The organism is Marinobacter sp. P4B1 (assembly GCF_001447135.1).
GTDB lineage: Bacteria > Pseudomonadota > Gammaproteobacteria > Pseudomonadales > Oleiphilaceae > Marinobacter > Marinobacter vinifirmus.
Genome location: NZ_LLXM01000013.1, coordinates 231,921 through 249,551, shown reverse-complemented (window position 1 = coordinate 249,551; position 17,631 = coordinate 231,921). Strand labels below are relative to the sequence as shown.

At 58.6% G+C, this 17,631-nt stretch carries 21 protein-coding genes; 11 read left to right on the top strand and 10 right to left on the bottom strand.

Annotated elements, in window-relative coordinates; genetic code table 11:
• The first annotated feature begins 68 nt into the window (after positions 1-68).
• From AQ621_RS10620 to yeiP, 3 genes are all read left to right on the top strand, one after another.
• A protein-coding gene (locus tag AQ621_RS10620; RefSeq protein ID WP_145840233.1) for an IS3 family transposase occupies positions 69-1,201 on the top strand; the annotation gives its coding sequence in 2 pieces (ribosomal slippage) (positions 69-339 and positions 339-1,201; 1,134 coding nt in all).
• 53 nt (positions 1,202-1,254) lie between these two features.
• Positions 1,255-1,746 (top strand): acyl-CoA thioesterase, encoded by a 492-nt coding sequence (locus tag AQ621_RS10615; protein WP_058341430.1) that lies wholly within the window; start codon positions 1,255-1,257, stop codon positions 1,744-1,746.
• A gap of 87 nt (positions 1,747-1,833) precedes the next feature.
• Complete coding sequence (gene yeiP / locus AQ621_RS10610) at positions 1,834-2,400, top strand: elongation factor P-like protein EfpL (RefSeq protein ID WP_058341429.1); 567 nt, start codon at positions 1,834-1,836, stop codon at positions 2,398-2,400.
• Between the two features lie 18 nt (positions 2,401-2,418).
• On the opposite strand, the gene AQ621_RS10605 is transcribed toward yeiP, so the two are convergent.
• The 3 genes from AQ621_RS10605 to AQ621_RS17920 are packed head-to-tail and all read right to left on the bottom strand — an operon-like array spanning position 2,419 to position 4,600.
• Positions 2,419-3,114: a pseudouridine synthase gene (locus AQ621_RS10605; protein WP_058341428.1), complete on the bottom strand. Its 696-nt coding sequence runs from the start codon at positions 3,112-3,114 to the stop codon at positions 2,419-2,421.
• The gene (locus tag AQ621_RS10600; protein WP_058341427.1) at positions 3,111-3,887 is read right to left on the bottom strand and encodes a spermidine synthase; all 777 of its coding nucleotides are present in this window, start codon (positions 3,885-3,887) and stop codon (positions 3,111-3,113) included. The genes AQ621_RS10605 and AQ621_RS10600 overlap by 4 nt, the downstream gene beginning before the upstream one ends.
• Positions 3,887-4,600 (bottom strand): lytic transglycosylase domain-containing protein, encoded by a 714-nt coding sequence (locus AQ621_RS17920; RefSeq protein ID WP_058341426.1) that lies wholly within the window; start codon positions 4,598-4,600, stop codon positions 3,887-3,889. The genes AQ621_RS10600 and AQ621_RS17920 overlap by 1 nt, the downstream gene beginning before the upstream one ends.
• Positions 4,601-4,796: 196 nt before the next feature.
• Here AQ621_RS17920 and AQ621_RS10590 point away from each other — a divergent pair, with 196 nt between their 5' ends.
• Both AQ621_RS10590 and AQ621_RS10585 read left to right on the top strand, forming a co-directional pair.
• The gene (locus AQ621_RS10590; RefSeq protein WP_022987942.1) at positions 4,797-5,036 is read left to right on the top strand and encodes a TIGR02647 family protein; all 240 of its coding nucleotides are present in this window, start codon (positions 4,797-4,799) and stop codon (positions 5,034-5,036) included.
• 88 nt (positions 5,037-5,124) lie between these two features.
• Entirely contained in the window at positions 5,125-6,021 is an 897-nt protein-coding gene (locus AQ621_RS10585) for a DMT family transporter (protein ID WP_022987943.1), read from the top strand.
• Here AQ621_RS10585 and AQ621_RS17340 read toward each other — a convergent pair.
• From AQ621_RS17340 to AQ621_RS10570, 4 genes are all read right to left on the bottom strand, one after another.
• Positions 6,018-6,194 carry a DUF1328 domain-containing protein gene (locus AQ621_RS17340; protein ID WP_022987944.1) on the bottom strand — a complete coding sequence of 59 codons (177 nt, stop codon included), beginning with the start codon at positions 6,192-6,194 and terminating at the stop codon, positions 6,018-6,020. The genes AQ621_RS10585 and AQ621_RS17340 overlap by 4 nt on opposite strands.
• A 101-nt stretch (positions 6,195-6,295) precedes the next feature.
• A complete protein-coding gene (locus AQ621_RS10580; RefSeq protein ID WP_058341425.1) occupies positions 6,296-6,916 on the bottom strand; it encodes a LysE family translocator in 621 nt (206 codons plus the stop codon).
• Positions 6,917-6,929: 13 nt separating this feature from the next.
• Positions 6,930-7,382: a hypothetical protein gene (locus AQ621_RS10575; RefSeq protein ID WP_022987946.1), complete on the bottom strand. Its 453-nt coding sequence runs from the start codon at positions 7,380-7,382 to the stop codon at positions 6,930-6,932.
• Positions 7,382-9,064 carry a L,D-transpeptidase family protein gene (locus tag AQ621_RS10570; protein ID WP_058341424.1) on the bottom strand — a complete coding sequence of 561 codons (1,683 nt, stop codon included), beginning with the start codon at positions 9,062-9,064 and terminating at the stop codon, positions 7,382-7,384. Before AQ621_RS10570 ends, AQ621_RS10575 begins: the two co-directional genes overlap by 1 nt.
• A gap of 74 nt (positions 9,065-9,138) precedes the next feature.
• Between AQ621_RS10570 and AQ621_RS10565 the strand changes: the two genes are divergently transcribed.
• The 3 genes from AQ621_RS10565 (at position 9,139) to AQ621_RS10555 (ending at position 12,547) form a co-directional block, all read left to right on the top strand.
• Positions 9,139-9,915, top strand: coding sequence for a TSUP family transporter (locus tag AQ621_RS10565; RefSeq protein WP_022987948.1), 777 nt, complete (start codon positions 9,139-9,141; stop codon positions 9,913-9,915).
• 44 nt (positions 9,916-9,959) lie between these two features.
• Positions 9,960-10,619 (top strand): protein-L-isoaspartate(D-aspartate) O-methyltransferase, encoded by a 660-nt coding sequence (locus AQ621_RS10560; protein WP_058341423.1) that lies wholly within the window; start codon positions 9,960-9,962, stop codon positions 10,617-10,619.
• 245 nt (positions 10,620-10,864) lie between these two features.
• On the top strand, positions 10,865-12,547 hold the full coding sequence (locus tag AQ621_RS10555; RefSeq protein ID WP_058341422.1) for an AMP-binding protein: 1,683 nt from the start codon (positions 10,865-10,867) through the stop codon (positions 12,545-12,547).
• A gap of 71 nt (positions 12,548-12,618) precedes the next feature.
• Here AQ621_RS10555 and AQ621_RS10550 read toward each other — a convergent pair whose 3' ends face one another.
• Positions 12,619-12,813, bottom strand: a complete 195-nt coding sequence (locus tag AQ621_RS10550; protein WP_058341421.1) for a hypothetical protein — start codon at positions 12,811-12,813, stop codon at positions 12,619-12,621.
• A gap of 118 nt (positions 12,814-12,931) precedes the next feature.
• On the opposite strand from AQ621_RS10550, the gene AQ621_RS10545 reads away from it, so the two are divergent.
• Positions 12,932-13,831 carry a LysR family transcriptional regulator gene (locus AQ621_RS10545; RefSeq protein WP_058341420.1) on the top strand — a complete coding sequence of 300 codons (900 nt, stop codon included), beginning with the start codon at positions 12,932-12,934 and terminating at the stop codon, positions 13,829-13,831.
• 2 nt (positions 13,832-13,833) lie between these two features.
• On the opposite strand, the gene AQ621_RS10540 is transcribed toward AQ621_RS10545, so the two are convergent.
• Positions 13,834-14,553 (bottom strand): transglycosylase SLT domain-containing protein, encoded by a 720-nt coding sequence (locus AQ621_RS10540; RefSeq protein ID WP_058341419.1) that lies wholly within the window; start codon positions 14,551-14,553, stop codon positions 13,834-13,836.
• 99 nt (positions 14,554-14,652) lie between these two features.
• On the opposite strand from AQ621_RS10540, the gene AQ621_RS10535 reads away from it, so the two are divergent.
• Positions 14,653-15,474, top strand: coding sequence for a DUF2059 domain-containing protein (locus AQ621_RS10535; RefSeq protein WP_058341418.1), 822 nt, complete (start codon positions 14,653-14,655; stop codon positions 15,472-15,474).
• 60 nt (positions 15,475-15,534) lie between these two features.
• Here AQ621_RS10535 and AQ621_RS10530 read toward each other — a convergent pair whose 3' ends face one another.
• Positions 15,535-15,813 carry a peptidylprolyl isomerase gene (locus AQ621_RS10530; protein ID WP_022987955.1) on the bottom strand — a complete coding sequence of 93 codons (279 nt, stop codon included), beginning with the start codon at positions 15,811-15,813 and terminating at the stop codon, positions 15,535-15,537.
• Between the two features lie 194 nt (positions 15,814-16,007).
• Between AQ621_RS10530 and AQ621_RS10525 the strand changes: the two genes are divergently transcribed.
• Positions 16,008-17,594, top strand: a complete 1,587-nt coding sequence (locus AQ621_RS10525) for an ABC-F family ATPase (protein WP_058341417.1) — start codon at positions 16,008-16,010, stop codon at positions 17,592-17,594.
• Positions 17,595-17,631: the final 37 nt, after the last annotated feature.

Genomic DNA, 17,631 nt, shown 5'->3' with positions numbered 1-17,631 from the left:
TGAAGTGGACCCCAAATTTTGGACAGGTGCCTAAGCTCTGATTCATCATCTCCATAAGGAGGAGAATCATGAGCAAGAAACGCAAGCAATACAGCGCATCATTCAAGTCCAAAGTCGCCCTGGCTGCCCTCAAGGGCGACCAGACCACATCCGAAATTGCTGCCCGTTTCCAGATCCACCCCACCATGGTCAGCACCTGGAAGCGCGAACTGCTGGAGAATGCCCCGGGCCTCTTCGAAGGCAAGAAGAAAGCCGGCAAGCAATCCGATGAGCCCAGCACAGACGAACTTTACCGAGAGATTGGCCGACTGACGGTGGAACGCGATTTTTTGTCGCGCAAGCTCGATCAGTAAGCCGTCAACAGCGGTTGGCGATGATCGAGCGTGGTCATCCCCAAGTCAGTCTTTCGCGCCAGTGTGAGCTGCTCAAGCTGAGCCGCTCATCGGTGTACTACGTCCCTCGTGAGCAGTGTCAGGAGGATCTGGATCTGATGTACCTGATTGATCAACAGCACCTGGAAACGCCGTACTATGGCTCTCGCAAGATGCGGGTCCACTTGCAGCACCAGGGCTATCGGGTCAACCGGAAGCGGGTGCAGCGGCTGATGCGCACCATGGGCATTCAGGCGGTGTATCCGCGCCCCAGAACCAGCATTCCGGGCGATGGGCACAAGGTGTACCCGTATCTGCTCACAGGGCTGAAAATCGACCGCCCCAACCAGGTGTGGGCAACAGATATTTCATATATCCCGCTGGCCCGGGGCTTCATGTATCTGGTTGCCATCATCGACTGGTACAGCCGCAAGGTGTTGTCCTGGCGAGTCTCCAACACCATGGACACAGACTTCTGCGTCGATGCACTGGAGGAGGCTCTACAGCGCCACGGAACACCGGAGGTCTTCAACACCGATCAGGGCGTCCAGTTCACCAGCGAGGCCTTCACAAGCGTTCTCAAAGAGCATGGCATCCGGATCAGCATGGACGGCAAAGGCTGCTACCATGACAACATCTTTGTGGAACGGCTCTGGCGCAGCGTCAAACACGAGTGCGTCTACCTCACTGCCTTCGAGGATGGCCGACACTTGAAGCAGGCGCTCCACCGGTACTTCCGGCATTACAATCAGACCCGGTACCACCAAACCCTTGATTACCAAACACCGGATGAGGTGTACTACCAACAACCCATGACCCTGGCAGCTTGAGCCGGGAATACAGCCGGATCAGAGCTTAACTGCACCTTCAGGCTGTCCAACTGATGGGGTCCACCTCACCTGTTGCTGCTTCTGCCATCGAGAAGCATGTGTATAAAGTATTCCCCAACGATATGAATGCCTATAACACGGTATTCGGTGGCATGATCATGGCCAAGTGTGACCGTCTGGCCCTGGTAGTGGCGGAGCGGCATTCTGCCCATGTATGTGTAACCGCAGCGGTCGACTCCATTCACTTTCGGGCACCGGCGAAGGGCAACGACACCCTGTTGTTCAGCCTGTCGCTGAATCGCAGCTGGGGGTCTTCCATGGAAATCGGCGCCAAGGTGGAGGCGGAAAACAGTTATACCGGGGAAACACGCCATATCCTGTCGGCGTTTTTCACTTTTGTCGCGCTGGATGAACAGGGGAAACCGGTGGATGTGCCGGCGGTGATGCCGGAAACCCCTGAGCAACAAAGGCGCTTTGATAACGCCGAAATCCGTCGGGCAGGGCGATTGAAAACCCGGGAGGAGTTATCCCGGGCAAACAGGTAAGATTAACGCGGTAGCAACTATCGCTTCCGGGCGCGAGTCGTGGTATATCAGCGCCCACCAAGATCAACTTTTTCGGAATCAGGTGTTATGCCAAAAGCGAGCGAGATTAAAAAGAACCAGGCCGTTGAATACGAAGGACGGGTGTATTTCGTTAAGGACATTGAGCGCTCTGTACCCCAGGGCCGTGCCGGCGGCAGCCTGTACCGCATGCGGATGTACGATGTGGTCACCAACCAGAAGCTGGACGAGACCTTCAAGGACTCCGACATGCTGAACCTGGCAGACCTGGTGCGTCGCCCGGTCACGTTTTCCTACGCCGATGGCGACGAGTACGTGTTCATGGACAATGAAGACTTCACTCAGTACATGCTGAACAAGAGCGCCATCGAAGACGAACTGCTGTTTATCACTGAAGATACTCAGGGTGTGATGGCGATTCTGGTCAGCGACACGCCGGTGGCCATTGACCTGCCACCCACGGTGGAACTGACCATCGAAGAAACCGACCCGTCTGTGAAGGGTGGTTCTGCCACCGCGCGTACCAAGCCGGCTCACCTGACCACAGGGCTGGTTGTTCAGGTGCCGGAGCACATCTCCACCGGCGACCGCATCAAGGTGAACGTGGAAGAGCGCAAGTTCCTCAGCCGCGCCTGATGTGTTTGATCCGCTCTGTCAGCCGATGGAGCGGATCTCGCTGCCGCTCAGGTGGCGATACCCGCCAACAGGAAGCTCCGGGTCCAGTACCAGGCTTCCCATGCTTTCCCGGTGCAGTGACGTCACCCGATTGCCTACTGCGTGGAACATCCGCTTTACCTGGTGATACCGCCCTTCAAAAATGGTGACCCTCGCCTCGTGATCGTTCAGCGGTTCCAGCTGCGCAGGAGAGGTTGTCAATTGCTCGAACTCGAACCAGATACCCTCGGCAAAGTGCAGGGCGGTCTCCGGGCTGATAGGGTCAGCTGTTGTTACCCGGTACACTTTCGGAATCTTCACGGCAGGTTCTGTCAGCCGGCGAGACCAGGTGCCGTCATTGCTCAGAATCAGCAGCCCGGTGCTGGCCCGGTCCAGGCGCCCGCCAATGTGCAGGTACGGGCGTAACGCCGGCTCAATCAGTTCCATAACGGTGGGGTGCTGGTCGTCTCGGGTGGCACTCAGGTAGCCGGCGGGTTTGTGCAGCATCAGGTAATAGGCCGGTTCGGCCGACTGGATAATATCCTTGTCGATCTTCACTTCCCGGAATCGGGAGATGTCTTCGTTGCCGTCCCGACAGACCGAACCATCCACCCTTACGCGCCCGGCTGCCAGTAACTGACTGGCCATGCGGCGGCTGATACCGTTCTGGTTGCTGACGATGCGGGCAAGCTTCATTCGGCGGGTGGGGCAAGTTGGCTGAGTTTGTTGACCAGCTTGCGCCAGCCAATCGGCAGGCGCGCTTCCAGCGTATTCAGCCGGGCTTTGTCGGCCGGCAGCGGGTCAATGGCCTGCTTGTGGCCGTAAATCACCCAGTTGTTGGTTTTGCTTTTGAAGACCAGTAACAGGGGAAACTGGCGCCGGAGCTCCCGAAGCAGGTTGCCATCCGGTTCTGGCATACGATGATAGTTCAGCACCAGCCAGCCCCGGGCCGACAGCGCCCGACTGCAGGCCTTGATGAACTGGCGCTGGCTTTGGGCCGGGCTCATCCGGTCCGCGCTGTACAGGTCGGTCAGGATCATATCGGTACTGGCTTCCGGTAAGTTATCCACCGCCACGCGGGCATCGGCAATGTGGATGTTAAGCCGGTCAGACTCGGGCAGGGAGAACCACTCCCTGGCAATGTCTGCCACCTTGCGGCGCAATTCATAAACCTCGATGGACGCTTCCGGCAGCAGGGTGAACAGGCCATGGGCCAGCGCGCCACCACCCAGCCCCAGGACGGTCACTTTAGATGGAGTGGTGAAGGCGAGGGGTAAAAGCATGGCGCGGTTGTATTCGTGTACCGGAACCTGGGGCGCCGTGCGCAGAATCTTGCTTTGCTCGAACACCGAATCAAAGCTCAGGATTCGGTGTTTTCGGTCGTCAATCACCAGGATGTTGCCGTAGTTATCCCGAGCCACATGGACAATATCGCCCTTGATTTCCGGGCTTTTAAGAATGGTGCCCATCAGTTCTTGGCGTAGCGCTGGTGCAGTATGCCAACGCGCTCAACATAGGCCTTGGTTTCCGCATAGGGGGGAATGCCGTTGTAGCGCCCGACGGCACCCGGGCCGGCATTGTACGCGGCCGTCGCCAGGCGGATGTCGCCACCAAAACGTTCCAGCATCTGTGACAGGTAGTCCACGCCGCCTCGGATGTTCTCGCGGGCCTGCAAGGGGTTCTGTACACCCAGTTCCTTAGCCGTACCGGGCATCAGCTGCATCAAACCCTGTGCGCCTACTGGCGAGATGGCTTCGGGGTTGAAGGCAGATTCCGCATGGATGACGGCACGAACCAGGGCCGGGTCGACATCATGCTCCCGCGCGGCGGTCAGGATTTCATCCCGATAGGGTGTCAGGAACAGGGGAGTCTTGTGCCAGTCCACCCTGGAACCGGGGTCGCAGGCATAGCAATGGAACCGGATAACCTCCACCTCGGCGTTACCCGGGCGCTGGCTGCTGTAGGCCACCACGCCGTGTTCGTCGGTGTAGCGATAGACCGTTTCGGTTTTGGTAGAGGCCCGGGGCTGTGCCTTGCTCTTCACGTTGGTGTATTCCACCCGGCCATCCGGATGGACAATCCGCTGAATGCTGTCGGCTTTGGCGCTGCTGACCAACGCCATCGCCAGGAACAGGCCAGTGATGAGGGCTCGTGCCGGTGTGTTCAGGAAATAGTTACGCATTGCTCGCCTGGGGATAAACAGCCTACCAACGAATTTACCGGTATTGGCTGTGGGAATGTACCGGTAATTGTAGGATTTTGGTGCCGTGATGATACGGAATGTTGATGGGTTCACAAGAGACTTTCGGTAACTCGGCGATGCTCTTGTGCAGACAGTAGGCTACACTGCTAGGAATATGACAACACGGGAGTATTCCATGCCGTTCTCGCCAAAGCACCTTGCTGAACTGAACCTTCTGCTGCAGTTCCCTTCAACCTCCACTCAGGAAGGTATCAAGGTTCATGCCCATTCCGCTGCGCCGGAGACCGTCAAGGCAGCTGAAACGCTGTTTGCCAAAGGTCTGATCAGCCAGATGGACGGAGGCTACCTTACCCCCATGGGGTGCGAGGCGGTTGAGCTTACCCAGAAGCTCCAGGCGATGATTGCCGAGCCCTGACACCAACCTGTTTGAAACAGTAGCGCTGCACCCGGCCAAAACGGTCGGGTGGGGTGCTTTGTTATTCGTGTAGCGGCAGCCGAAACCTATGCCACCGATCTACTACTCCCTGTTTGTGCCCGCGCTGTTCGTCTGGTTGTGGAGCACCGGTTTTATTGGCGCCAAGTACGGCTTGCCTTATGCAGAGCCATTTACCCTGCTGCTGATTCGTATGCTGTTGACGCTCATACCGTTAACCGTTCTGGCGCTGGTGATGAAATCACGCTGGCCGGGTTGGCGCGGAGCGGGGCACCTGGCGGTGACCGGGTTGCTGGTGCAGGGAACCTATTTGGGCGGCGTGTTCTATGCCATTGACCAGGGCATGCCTTCTGGGCTGGTATCGTTGATCGTTGGCTTGCAGCCCCTGGTCACGGCCCTGGCGGCGGTCTTGTTGCTTCGGGAAACCGTTGCGGGCCGTCAGTGGTCAGGGTTGGTTATGGGATTGGTGGGGGTGGCCCTGGTGCTGGCTGAGAAGCTCGGGGATGGCTCGAACGGAGCGGGTTTCTCACCGGTTACCTTGCTTTGGGCGGGGCTGTCCCTGGTTGGTATTTCGCTGGGAACGGTTTATCAGAAGCGTTTCGGAACCGGGGTAGACCTGATCTCCGGCACCATGATCCAGTACACCGCCGCCGCTGCCTTGTTTGCCCTGGGTGCTTTTACTCTGGAAACCCGCGAAATCCAGTGGTCACTGCAGTTCAGCCTTGCCCTGGGCTGGCTGGTATTCGGGTTGTCGGTAAGTGCAATTCTGATTCTGATGTGGCTGATACGCAGAGGGGCTGCTTCCCAGGTGGCGAGTCTGTTCTACCTGGTGCCGCCGGTGACGGCGCTGGAAGCCTTCATTCTGTTTGATGAACGGCTGGGGCCAATGGCGATAGCCGGTGGCGTGGTCGCAGTAGCCGGGGTGGCCCTCGTTGTGACCGGAGGGCCACGACCGGTGAAAACCTAGACCTTGGGGCCTTTACCGCGAAGCATGTTGAATAACAGGGACACGACCAACAGTACAAGGAAGATGAAAAACAGTATCTTCGCAAATCCTGCCGCAGTTCCCGCAATGCCTCCGAACCCGAGAACTCCCGCGATAATCGCAATAACAAGACAAACTATAGCCCAGTAGAGCATCTCCTATCCTCCGTTTCAGGGGTGCCCTTTAAAAGTGGCACAGTCCTTCAGGAAGCGCAATTGAGAAGCACTTACCGTTGAGTAATGGTTTGGCAGGAGTTCTACTTGCCAGCTACGATACCGGCCACCAGTCGCCCCGCCAGCGCTACCAGAATGGCTCCGAACACCCGCTCGAACCAGACCGCCCGTTTCTTCAGCATATCCAGCCACTTCGGGTTGGAAAACAGCCAGGCCACGATCAGGTACCAGCCGGTATCAATCACCAGTGCGGTAGCGGCATAGCCAAACTTTGCCATCAGGGTGGTATCCACCCCGACCACCTGGCTGAACAGCGCCAGGAAAAATACCGCGATTTTGGGGTTGAAGAAGGCAATCAAGAAGCCGTCCCGGGCGGCGTTGCGGGTGCTGGGCGCTTCGGGCAGGGCCTGATCGCTTTGAGCCTTGGCGGTGAGTCCTTTAAACCCGAGCCATGCCAGGTACAGCGCCCCGGCCCATTGCAGAATGGTGAATGCTATTGGCGATGCGGTAATCACCGCCGCCAGGCCGAGAATGCTCAGAAACGCGTAGATGCCCACGCCAAGACCATGGGACAGCGCCGCGACAACGCCATTCCGGCGCCCGCCGGTCATGGTCTGTTTCAGCACCAGGGCCAGGGAGGGGCCGGGCGACATGGCGCCAAGCACGCAGATGGTTACAACAGCTAACCAGGTGGTCAGGGTCATGGGGTTTCTCTGTTCAGTCGGTTTTTCGGGTGGGGTAAACAGACCGTGACAGGGTGGGCTCGCAACCGATCACCTGCCGTGCCTGTTTGTGGGCGTGAAGGTACCAGCGCTGGCCGCCATTGGTAAAGGTATTGCTGGCAACCGGGAAATCCCGGGTTTGCACGGTGCTGGGTATCGGGGTGCCATCGGCATGGCGGTACACGCAGGAGGTTCCGATGGTCATGGCCTGCCGCACGGGCAGGGTAATAAAGCCGTCATCACTGACTTGCGGGGGCTCGTCGTTGATGCTGATAACCTTCAGGCAGGGGCCGAAGTGGATGCGGTTCTGGTCGCCCACTTTTTCTTCAAGGCAATGATGGGCCTTCAGCAATACCGCGTCATCGGCAATATCGCCTTTTGGCCCGGGAAGGCTCTGGCAAGCTGCCAGGGCCGCACTTAGCAGCAGTGTGACGGCTGCGCGTTTCATCAATGGCTCCTTGGTGTCAGTTGCAGGTTGCCTTGCCAGTCGGAACGAAGGGCCTGCAGTAACTGGCGGTCGCGCCCGTAGATATCCTCCCGGAACTGGTAGGTTCCGGCGCGATCAACCCAGACGGTCCAGTACTGCAGGTGAACCGGCACCGGGTTCCGGAGGATGGCGTTGATCGGCTCGCTCGATTGCAGGGCTTCCTGAATGGCCCGATGGTCCCAGTCGCTGTTGCCCTCGAGCAACTTATTCGCCAGCTCAAACGGCCGCTCCACCCGGATGCAGCCGGAACTCAGGGTACGATCCATGCGGCTGAACAGGTATTGGCCCGGGGTGTCGTGCAGGTACACATCATACTGGTTCGGGAACATGAATTTCACCTGGCCGACGGCGTTCTGCGGTCCGGGCTGCTGCACCAGTTGATAGGGGAAGTTGTTTTTGGTCAGGCTATCCCAGTCGATGGTAGCGGGATCAATCTCGACACGGTTGGCGCCCCAGCCTTGATATACCTTGAAGCCGAGCCGGTCCAGGTAGCCGGGATCTCGGCGGATCACTGGCAGCTGGTCTTCGATCATCAGCCGGCGCGGAACCGTCCAGGTGGGGTTGAAGACCAGGTAGCGGATACGGTCACTGAACACCGGTGTCTGCCGGTAGGGCTGGCCGACGATCACCCGCTGGCGCATGGTTTCCTGGCCGTTTTCCACCATGATCAGCTCATAACCGGCAATGTTTACCAAGATGTAGGTATCGCCCAGCGAATCCGGCAGCCAGCGCCATCGCTCCAGGTTGGCGTCGATCTGTTGTAGCCGTTCCAGGGGCATCTGATTGATGGCGGCCAGGGTTTTGCGGCCGATGATGCCGTCAGGGTCTAGTCCGTGGCGGGCCTGGAAGGCTGGAATCACGGCGAGCAGGTCATCACTGTACAGCTGGTCGGCAAAGCCGGTATCGAATGCTTCTGAGCTGTCGTTGTCCCGGGCCGGCAGATCGCCGAGCAGCCTCAGCCGCGCACGGACCTCAATCATTCTGGAGTCTGTATCCCCGGGCCGGATGGCCGGGCCGGAGTCGATCACCGGCCAGGGCTGACCCAGCAGGTCAGAGACTTCTTTGCGGAGCGCCACCAGTTTCCGGTAGGCCGGCGCTTCCGGTTTCAGGCCTTGCAGGGTTTTGTCGATGCTGTGGTCCAGTATGGCGGCCCCCAGCACTTCATGCATTTTTCTCTGCTGCCCGGAGGGCTGCCATCGGGCGGAGCGGGTTTCCTGATCAAGCTTGCCATCATGCAGGTGTGTGGCAAGCAGCAGGAAGGCGTCAGACAATACCAGGTCGAGATCAGCCTGCAGGTCCTCACCATTGTGGTCCAGCGGCTGCGACGCAAAGTCCGCCAGGCTGTCGTAATGGTAGTCGCCAGGGTTCAGGCCATCATTGGAGGCTTCACGGATGGCCTGCAGCAGTTCCTCCCGTGCCGGGAAAGAGCGCCATGCCGGTTCGTAGTTTCGGGCTTCATAGAACTGGACGAGCGCGTCGCGGGAGTGCAGGTGAGCGCCAAGAACCACCACCGGCTCACCGGCCTGCAAGGCCTCGACCCGGTTGATAATACTATCGTCGCTGTGGGAATTTCCGGCCAGCGCCAGTAACATCAAACCCAACAGACAGCTCTGCCAGAATCTGCGACGGTTGGCATCCTGCATCTGTCTCCCCTCCGTGTCATCATTAGCTTTTAGCCCAGCCGTTCTAACCTGCATGCCGGAGCCCGCTTTTATCCATGTCTGACCTGACTGTAGTCCAGTATATCCTGATTGCATTGATCTTTGTCTGGAGCGGGTTTGTCCGGTCAGGGCTGGGTTTCGGTGGTGCCGTGTTGTCCCTGCCGTTCCTTTTACTGGTTCTTGATGAACCTTTGGTGTTTTTGCCGTTGATTTCGATACACCTGCTGGTGTTCTCCTCCCTGACCATCTGGCTCAACAACCGGAAGGGCGCGAAGGACCGGCAGGCAGGTGGCACGGGCACCGTAGACTGGCGTTATCTGGGGCGCCTGCTGGCGATCATGATTGTGCCCAAGCTGATCGGCGTATTCGGGCTGATTACCCTGCCGGGCTATGTGATGAGCTCGATCATTTTTGTAATCGTGGCGCTGTATTCATTGTCGTATATTGCAAACCGCCCGTTCCGTAGCGGCAGCAAGACGGTCGATACCATTTTCCTGATGCTCGGGGGCTACATCAGCGGCACTTCACTGATTGGTGCTCCGTTGATTATTGCAGTGGCGGCGCAACACCTACCCAAGGAGAAACTCAGGGATACCTTGTTTGCCCTGTGGTTTATCCTGGTACTGATCAAGCTGTCGGCATTTATCTGGGCGGGTGTCGACCTGCAACTCATTCATCATTTGTGGCTGCTGCCGGCGGCGGCCGTGGGACATGTGATCGGGCTCTATGTGCACGGCCGCATGCTCCAGGCCGAAGGTTCGTTGTTTTTCCGGGTGCTGGGTGTCGTGCTGCTGGTGGTTAGCACCATCGGGATGGTTTCTGTCTGGCGTTAGGCGTAATCTGTCAGGAAGGCATCTAATTCAGGGAGGATAACGCGATGAACGCGACCGATCCCGACTTTGCAGCCCTGCGTCGCGCCATGGTGAAGTTACAGGTTTCCGGGCGAGGCATTCGTGATGGCCGGGTACTGGAAGCCATGGCCAGGGTACCGAGGGAAGTTTTCGTTCCTGCCCACCTCGCAGACGAAGCCTGCGAAGACCATCCGCTGCCTATTGGCCACGGCCAAACCATTTCACAACCCTACATTGTGGCCTTGATGGCCGAAGCCCTGGAGCTTACCGGACGGGAACGGGTGCTGGATATCGGCACGGGCTCCGGGTACGCCGCAGCCGTGCTGGCCAGCCTGGCGCTTGAAGTGTATTCCATAGAGCGAATCCCGGAACTGGCAGACCTTGCCCGGCGAAACCTTGATGCAGCCGGATTTTCCCAGGTTCATGTGATGTGCGGTGATGGCACGCTGGGCTGGCCGGAAGCCGCGCCATTTGATGGCATCTGCGTAGCCGCAGGGGCTCCGGTGGTTCCCGACTCTCTCAAACAACAACTGACCATTGGCGGCCGGTTGGTTATACCGGTGGGGCCTGAGCATTCTGTGCAGCAGTTGACAGTCCTCACCCGCTGTTCAGAGCATGATTACCAGCAGAAAAACTTTGGTGATGTGCGGTTTGTGCCCCTGCTGGGTGAGGAAGGCTGGCCCTGAGGGCGCTTCAGGTACCCAGCATTCCCGCGTAGGCTGTGTAGAAAAAGGCGCAGGAACCCAGCAGGATCAGGCCCCAGGCTGGAGCGGTCATGGCAGAACGTGTCGGCTTGTTCATAGCTACCTCCCTTGGCAATGCTATTGATACGCTGACGTCTTCACTGTAGACCATGATTGATAAATGTCACAAACTAAATTGTTCAGATAACGACCAGACAACATGACTATAACAACAATAAGGAGCCGTTATGGCTATCGATCCGCAGAAACCCACCTCGCTTCACAGCCTGTTCTACTGGGCAGAGAAACATCCTGACAACGTTTACCTGACCCAGCCATACCCCGACGGCCGGGTAGAAGACCTCACCTGGGCGCAGGCGGCGGACCAGGTTCGGCGGATGGCCGGTTACCTGAACGGGCTGGACTTACCTCAGCCCAGCAATATCGCCATCCTCGGCAAAAACAGTGCCCACTGGATTCTGGCGGACCTGGCCATATGGGCGGCCGGCCATGTAAGCGTGCCCCTGTACCCGACGCTTAACGGTGAAACCGCGGCCTATGTGCTCGAACACAGCGAGGCGAAGTTGCTGTTCCTGGGCAAGCTGGACGGCACAGCGGATGGCTGGAATGACATCAAGGGTCACATTCCTCCGGATCTGCTGATTGTTTCGTTGTCCATGTCACCCAGGAACGACACGCCAACCTGGCAGGACATCGTTGCCAGTCAGTCGCCTGCCGAGCCCAGGCTGCCGAACCCGGATGACCTGGCTACCATTGTCTACACGTCCGGCAGTACCGGCCGGCCCAAGGGCGTGATGCACAGCTTCCGTACCATGATTTCGGTGGCAGATGGCCTGCAGCAGTTGTTCCCGGTGTCCTCTTCCGAGCGCATGTTGTCCTACCTGCCGCTGGCCCACGTGGCGGAGCGGGCAGCCGTAGAAACCCAGTCCCTGTATTACGGCTTCCATCTTTACTTTGCCAACTCGCTGGACACCTTCCAGGAAGACCTGCAGCGGGCGCGGCCTACGCTGTTTTTCTCGGTGCCTCGCCTGTGGATGAAGTTCTACCTGGGGGTGAATGCCAAGCTGCCGCCGAAGAAGCAGAAGCTGCTGTTCAGTATTCCGGTGATCAGCTCCCTGGTAAAAAAGAAAGTATTGAAGCAACTGGGGCTGGACCATTGCCGGGCGGCCCTGACCGGCGCTGCACCACTCTCGGCCGAGATTATTGGCTGGTACCGGAACCTGGGGCTGGAGTTGCTGGAGGTTTATGGCATGTCTGAAAACTTCGGCTATTCCCACGCCAACCGGCCCGGGCAGGCAAGGGTTGGCAGCGTGGGTATGGCCAACCCGGGCGTTGAACACCGGATTGGCGATGGCGGCGAGGTTCAGGTGAAAAGTCCCGGGCAGATGGTGGGTTACTTCAAGAATGAGGAGAAAACCCGGGAAGATATTACCGAAGACGGTTTCCTGAAAACCGGTGATATGGGCGAAATCGACGAGCAGGGCTATCTGCGAATCACCGGCCGGGTGAAAGACCTGTTCAAAACCTCCAAGGGTAAGTACGTGGTGCCGGTGCCGATCGAAAACCGGTTTAACCACCCGAAAGCGGAGGTTGTATGCGTGGCCGGTGCCAACCAGCCGCAACCCTGCCTGATGGTTCTGCTGTCAGAAGAAGCGCGTGATGAGCTGGATCGGGGGGCGGATCGCAGCGAACTGGAGCAGGAGCTAGCCCGGGAGCTGGAAGCGGTGAACGCCGACTGCGAATCCCACGAGAAGGTTGCCTTTGTGGTGGTGGTCCGGGAGCCCTGGACTATGGAGAACGGGATGCTCACACCCACCATGAAGATCAAGCGCAACGTGATCGAAGATTTCTACAACCGCAAGATGGACGAGTGGTTTGCCCGGAATGCCAAGGTGATCTGGGAGTTCTGAACGTTCTTCGAGGCAAACAAAAACCCCGGCATGGAATCCATGCCGGGGTTTTTTGATTCAGGCTGCCGGGCTTATACGCCGCCCTGTACCTGGGGCATATCCTGGGCTGCGGCAACTGCCTTGCGGTTGGCAATGCGCAGTTTGCGGCCGATAAACTGCACCACCTGTTTTGTCGCGGCGCGGGTATACTGGCGGCGCATCTCCACTCCATTGTGGAGGATGCTTGATGGCTGCGGGCGAACGCTCGCGGTGTACTTCTGAATCATGGCGCCTTCCTCCTTCATCGGGTGGCTGGAATCGTTAACTTGCACACAATTCTAGGGGTTCTTATTTGCAGTTTGAATACGGTAAACTCCGTACTCACGTTGCAAATATGCAGTAACTATGGACTGGGATTATCTTCGATATATACGGGCTCTGGCAATAGCCGGAACCTTCGCAAAAGCCGGTGAATTGCTGGGTGTTCACCAAACCACTGTTTTACGGCGACTTGACCAGGTGGAAGAGTCCCTGGGGGTTCAGTTTTTCGAGCGCAACCGGGACGGATTGCAGCTGACACCAGTCGGGGAAATGGCCTTTCGGGAAGCGGAAAGGCTGGCAACCGATATGGAAAACCTCGAACGCAAACTGGTGGGCCAGGACGGTGCGCCTGTGGGCAAGGTCCGGATTGCCGCCGAAGACGCCATGATGAACGAGCTGCTGAGCCCGATCCTGGCGGAACTGGTGCGGGAGTATCCGGACATCGAACTGGAAGTGCTTACCGACAACGATGTTGCCAACCTGAGCCACCGGGAAGCCGACCTGACGCTTCGCCCGGAAAACAAACCCCAGGCTACCCTTGAGGGCGAGCGCATTGCCGCGATTGATTCGGCGGTTTATGGCGCTGCGAAATACTGCCGGCGCAATCGAGATATGGACATCGAAAACCAGCCGGAAGCCTGCACCTGGATTCTTCCGGATGAGTCTTTCAGCCACCTGGCAACGGGCCGGTGGTACCGAAAGCATCTCAAGAACGTAAACTCGGTCATTCGCTGCAACAGCCTGCAGGCAATGGCTGCCCTGGCCAGGGCCGGCGCCGGGCTGGCGGTTCTGCCTTGCTACCTTGGCGAGCCGGCAAAGGAATTGCGCCGGCTGTCAGACCCCCTGGACGGTGAAAGTGTCGACCTCTGGTTGCACGTCAACCAGGACACCCAGCAAATGGCCCGGGTGCGGATTGTGATGGAGTTTCTGGCCGAACGCCTGCAGGCACTGGAGTCTGCCGTCGAGTTCAGCGCAACTCTCTGAGCTCAACCTTCAGCCGAACAGAAGGGCCAGAACTGATACCACCGCCAGCACTGGAACTCGGCTTCGCAGGTTTGCAGCTGGTTGTGATACCGGAAGGCCCGGTTCTGAACCCTTTGCGCGAGGGACTTGATGGCCGGTTTCTGGTCAAAGGATCGCCGGGCATAGCCGCCGCGGCCCTCGTGGTAGGCAAGATACAGCTGCGCGGGCGCGGTCAGGGCGATGCCCAGGTGCCGGTGGCTCAGCTGGTTGTACCAGCCCACGAAATCCAGCGCATATTCCATATCGGTGCGAACGGTTCGCCAGCTGCCGTCTGTGGCAATCAGGTATTCACCCCAGGCCGGGTCCAGGGCTTGGGCATAGCCCAGCGCGGTGGTGGGTCGTTTCCACGGAATCAGCCCCCAGAGCCGGGTGCGGGGAGGGCGGGCGTGGCTGCGAAAGGATGATTCGTAATAGACAAACGCCAGCTGGGTAGCCACAGGCGTGCCCCATTTCTCCTGTGAGGCCCGGGCGTAGTCATACCAAGCGGTATGTTCGCGGAAGATCTCGCAGATGTTGTCCGTGTTGGCCGGCGGCTCGGGCGCCAGCAGGCTGAAGCGCAGCGTTGCCCAGATGCCGATGACCAGGCCGAGCAGGGGCAGGCCATACCAGCTCACCCGTGAGCGCCACACATTAAAACGCTTGTTGCGGTTTTTTCGGGGTTTTCTGGTCTTTTTCCGGCTCATCCCTACCAAACTGTCATCTCCGAAGCCCCACGGACGCTTGCCCGGGTGCCTGTTGCCGTGTCATAAACAGGGCGATTTGATCATCAGGATAATAGAGAAATGCGACTGAACTCCCTAGTTAAACCTCTTTTAATCACCGGCTTTATGCTTGCGGGCACGGCCCAGGCTGCGCCTGATGTCAGGGAGGTTCTGGAAGCATCTCCGGTAGATGACATTGTGGCCCAGTACCCGGAGATGATGAGCCGGGGTATTCAGGACGGCCTGAAACAGAGTGGCCAGGTGCCGCCCATGGTGGCAGACAGCATCGGGTTTCTGGTCAGCAACAGTTTTCGTGCAGCCGATATAGAGCAAAGGATTGTCGCCAACCTGGAAGCTGCCCTGACACCGGAGCAGTTGGAAGAGGTGCACGGCTGGTACCAGACACCGGTGGCCGGCAAGATCGCCGAGGCGGAAATCGCCGCGTCCGCACCGGCAGCCTGGCCGGAGATTCGCAGCCGGGCGGAAGATCTGAACAAACGCTACCAGGGTACGGCCCGGGAAAAGCTGTTTGACCGCTTCGATGCGGCGTCACGGGCCACCGAGAGTGCAGTGGATACGACCATCGCCGTTCAGCTCGGGTTGGGTACCGCCATGGCAGCCCTGAGCCGGGACTCGGTGCACCACGAAAAAATGCGCGAACGGCTGGAAAGCCAGCGCCCGGCTTTGCGGGGTATGGTGGGCCAGCAAGTCTACGACGGCTATCTGTTCACCTATCGCGATATCAGTAACCAGGAAATGAACCTGTATCTGGATTTTCTTGAAAGCGAGGCGGGCAGGAGTTTCACCCGGGTGGTCACAAACAGTGTTCAACAAGCCGTCATCGAACCGGTTGAAAGCATCGGAGCCCGGCTGGCGGCGTTTGGGAACTTCGGCGGGGAGTAGGGCGTTTACGTTTTAACCGGAACAGTGCCGCCTGCGCGATGCACAGGCGGCCGGCAAACCTTAGCTGCGGGAAGTCACTTCCAGCAGGTGGTAGCCAAACTGGGTCTTGATGGGGCCGATCACGGTGTTCAGATCGCTGCTGAACACGGCCTTGTCAAACTCGGGAACCATCTGGCCCGGGCCGAAAGAACCCAGGTCGCCGCCATTGCGGCCAGACGGGCAGGATGAATGCTGCTTCGCGACTTCCGCGAAATCCTGGCCACCTTCGATGGCTTTTTTCAGTTCTTCACACTTGGCTTCGCTGTCTACCAGAATGTGGCGTGCAGTTGCTTGTGCCATGATCAATATCCTGTAGTTGGATGACGGGTGTATGGACGGAAACGTCTGACACGAATGCTGCCCGCACCGGCCGCCAGAGGCAAGCGCTTTTTGTCGGTGTTTCTGCGGTCTCACAGTCTGCCTTGCAAACCTGTACAATGCGCGGTTTCTCTTCGCCGGCGTTGTCCCGGCCCTTACGTTTGCAGGTTCTTTTCTTGATCTCCACCGCCAATCTCACCATGCAGTTCGGGGCCAAGCCCCTGTTTGAAAATGTTTCTGCCAAGTTCGGCAACGGCAACCGTTACGGTCTGATCGGTGCCAACGGCTGCGGCAAGTCCACCCTGATGAAGATTCTGGGTGGCGACCTGGAGCCCTCGGCCGGGCAGGTCATGCTGGAGCCGAACATCCGCCTGGGTAAGCTGCGCCAGGATCAGTTCGCCTACGAGGATTGCACGGTGATGGACACCGTGATCATGGGGCACGAAGAACTGTGGAATGTGAAGAAAGAAAGGGACCGCATCTATTCCCTGTCGGAAATGAGCGAAGAAGACGGCATGGCCGTGGCGGACCTGGAAGTGGAATTCGCCGAAATGGACGGCTACACCGCCGAATCCCGCGCCGGCGAACTGCTGCTGGGCCTGGATATTCCGTTGGAGCAGCATGAAGGGCCCATGAGCGCCCTGGCCCCGGGCTGGAAACTTCGCGTGCTGCTGGCCCAGGCCCTGTTCTCTGACCCGGACGTACTGCTGCTGGACGAGCCCACCAACCACCTGGATATCAACACCATCCGCTGGCTGGAAAACATTCTGGTGGCCCGCAACAGCACCATGATCATCATCTCCCACGACCGCCACTTCCTGAACAGTGTCTGTACCCACATGGCGGACCTGGACTACGGTGAGCTGCGCCTGTTCCCGGGCAACTACGACGAATACATGACCGCCGCCACCCAGGCCCGCGAGCGCATGCTGTCAGACAACGCCAAGAAGAAGGCCCAGATTGCCGAACTGCAGCAGTTTGTCAGCCGCTTCTCGGCCAACGCTTCCAAGGCCAAGCAGGCCACCTCCCGCGCCCGCCAGATCGACAAGATCCAGCTGGAAGAGGTGAAGCCGTCAAGCCGGGTGAGCCCGTTTATCCGCTTCGAGCAGGGCAAGAAACTGCACCGCCAGGCGGTCACCCTGGTAGGCCTGACCAAGGGCTTCGACGAAGGCCCGCTGTTCAAGAACCTGGATTTGCAGATCGAAGCCGGCGAGCGTGTGGCCATCATCGGCCCCAACGGTATCGGTAAAACCACTTTGCTGCAGTGCCTGGCTGGCGCCTATGAGCCGGATGCCGGTGAGGTGAAGTGGACCGACAGTGCCGAGGTAGGCTACTTCGCCCAGGACCATACCACCGACTTTGCCCGTGACGACACCCTGACCGACTGGATGGCCCAGTGGACCACCGGTGGCGAGCAGCTGGTGCGCGGTACTCTGGGGCGGATGCTGTTTTCCGGGGATGATATCGGTAAGTCGGTGAAGGTGATTTCCGGTGGTGAGCAGGGGCGGATGCTGTTTGGTAAGCTGATTCTGCAGAAGCCGAATGTGATGCTGATGGATGAGCCGACGAATCACCTGGATATGGAGTCCATCGAGGCGTTGAACCTGGCGCTGGAGGATTATCCGGGGACGCTGATTTTTGTCAGCCACGACCGGGAGTTTGTTTCGTCGCTGGCGACGCGGATTATCGAGTTGAAGGCGGATAGCATTACCGACTTCAGTGGTAGTTATGATGATTATCTTCGGAGTCAGGGCTACGTTTAAGTATCAAGCATGGGGTGCCGGCACGGGTGTGGGTTGG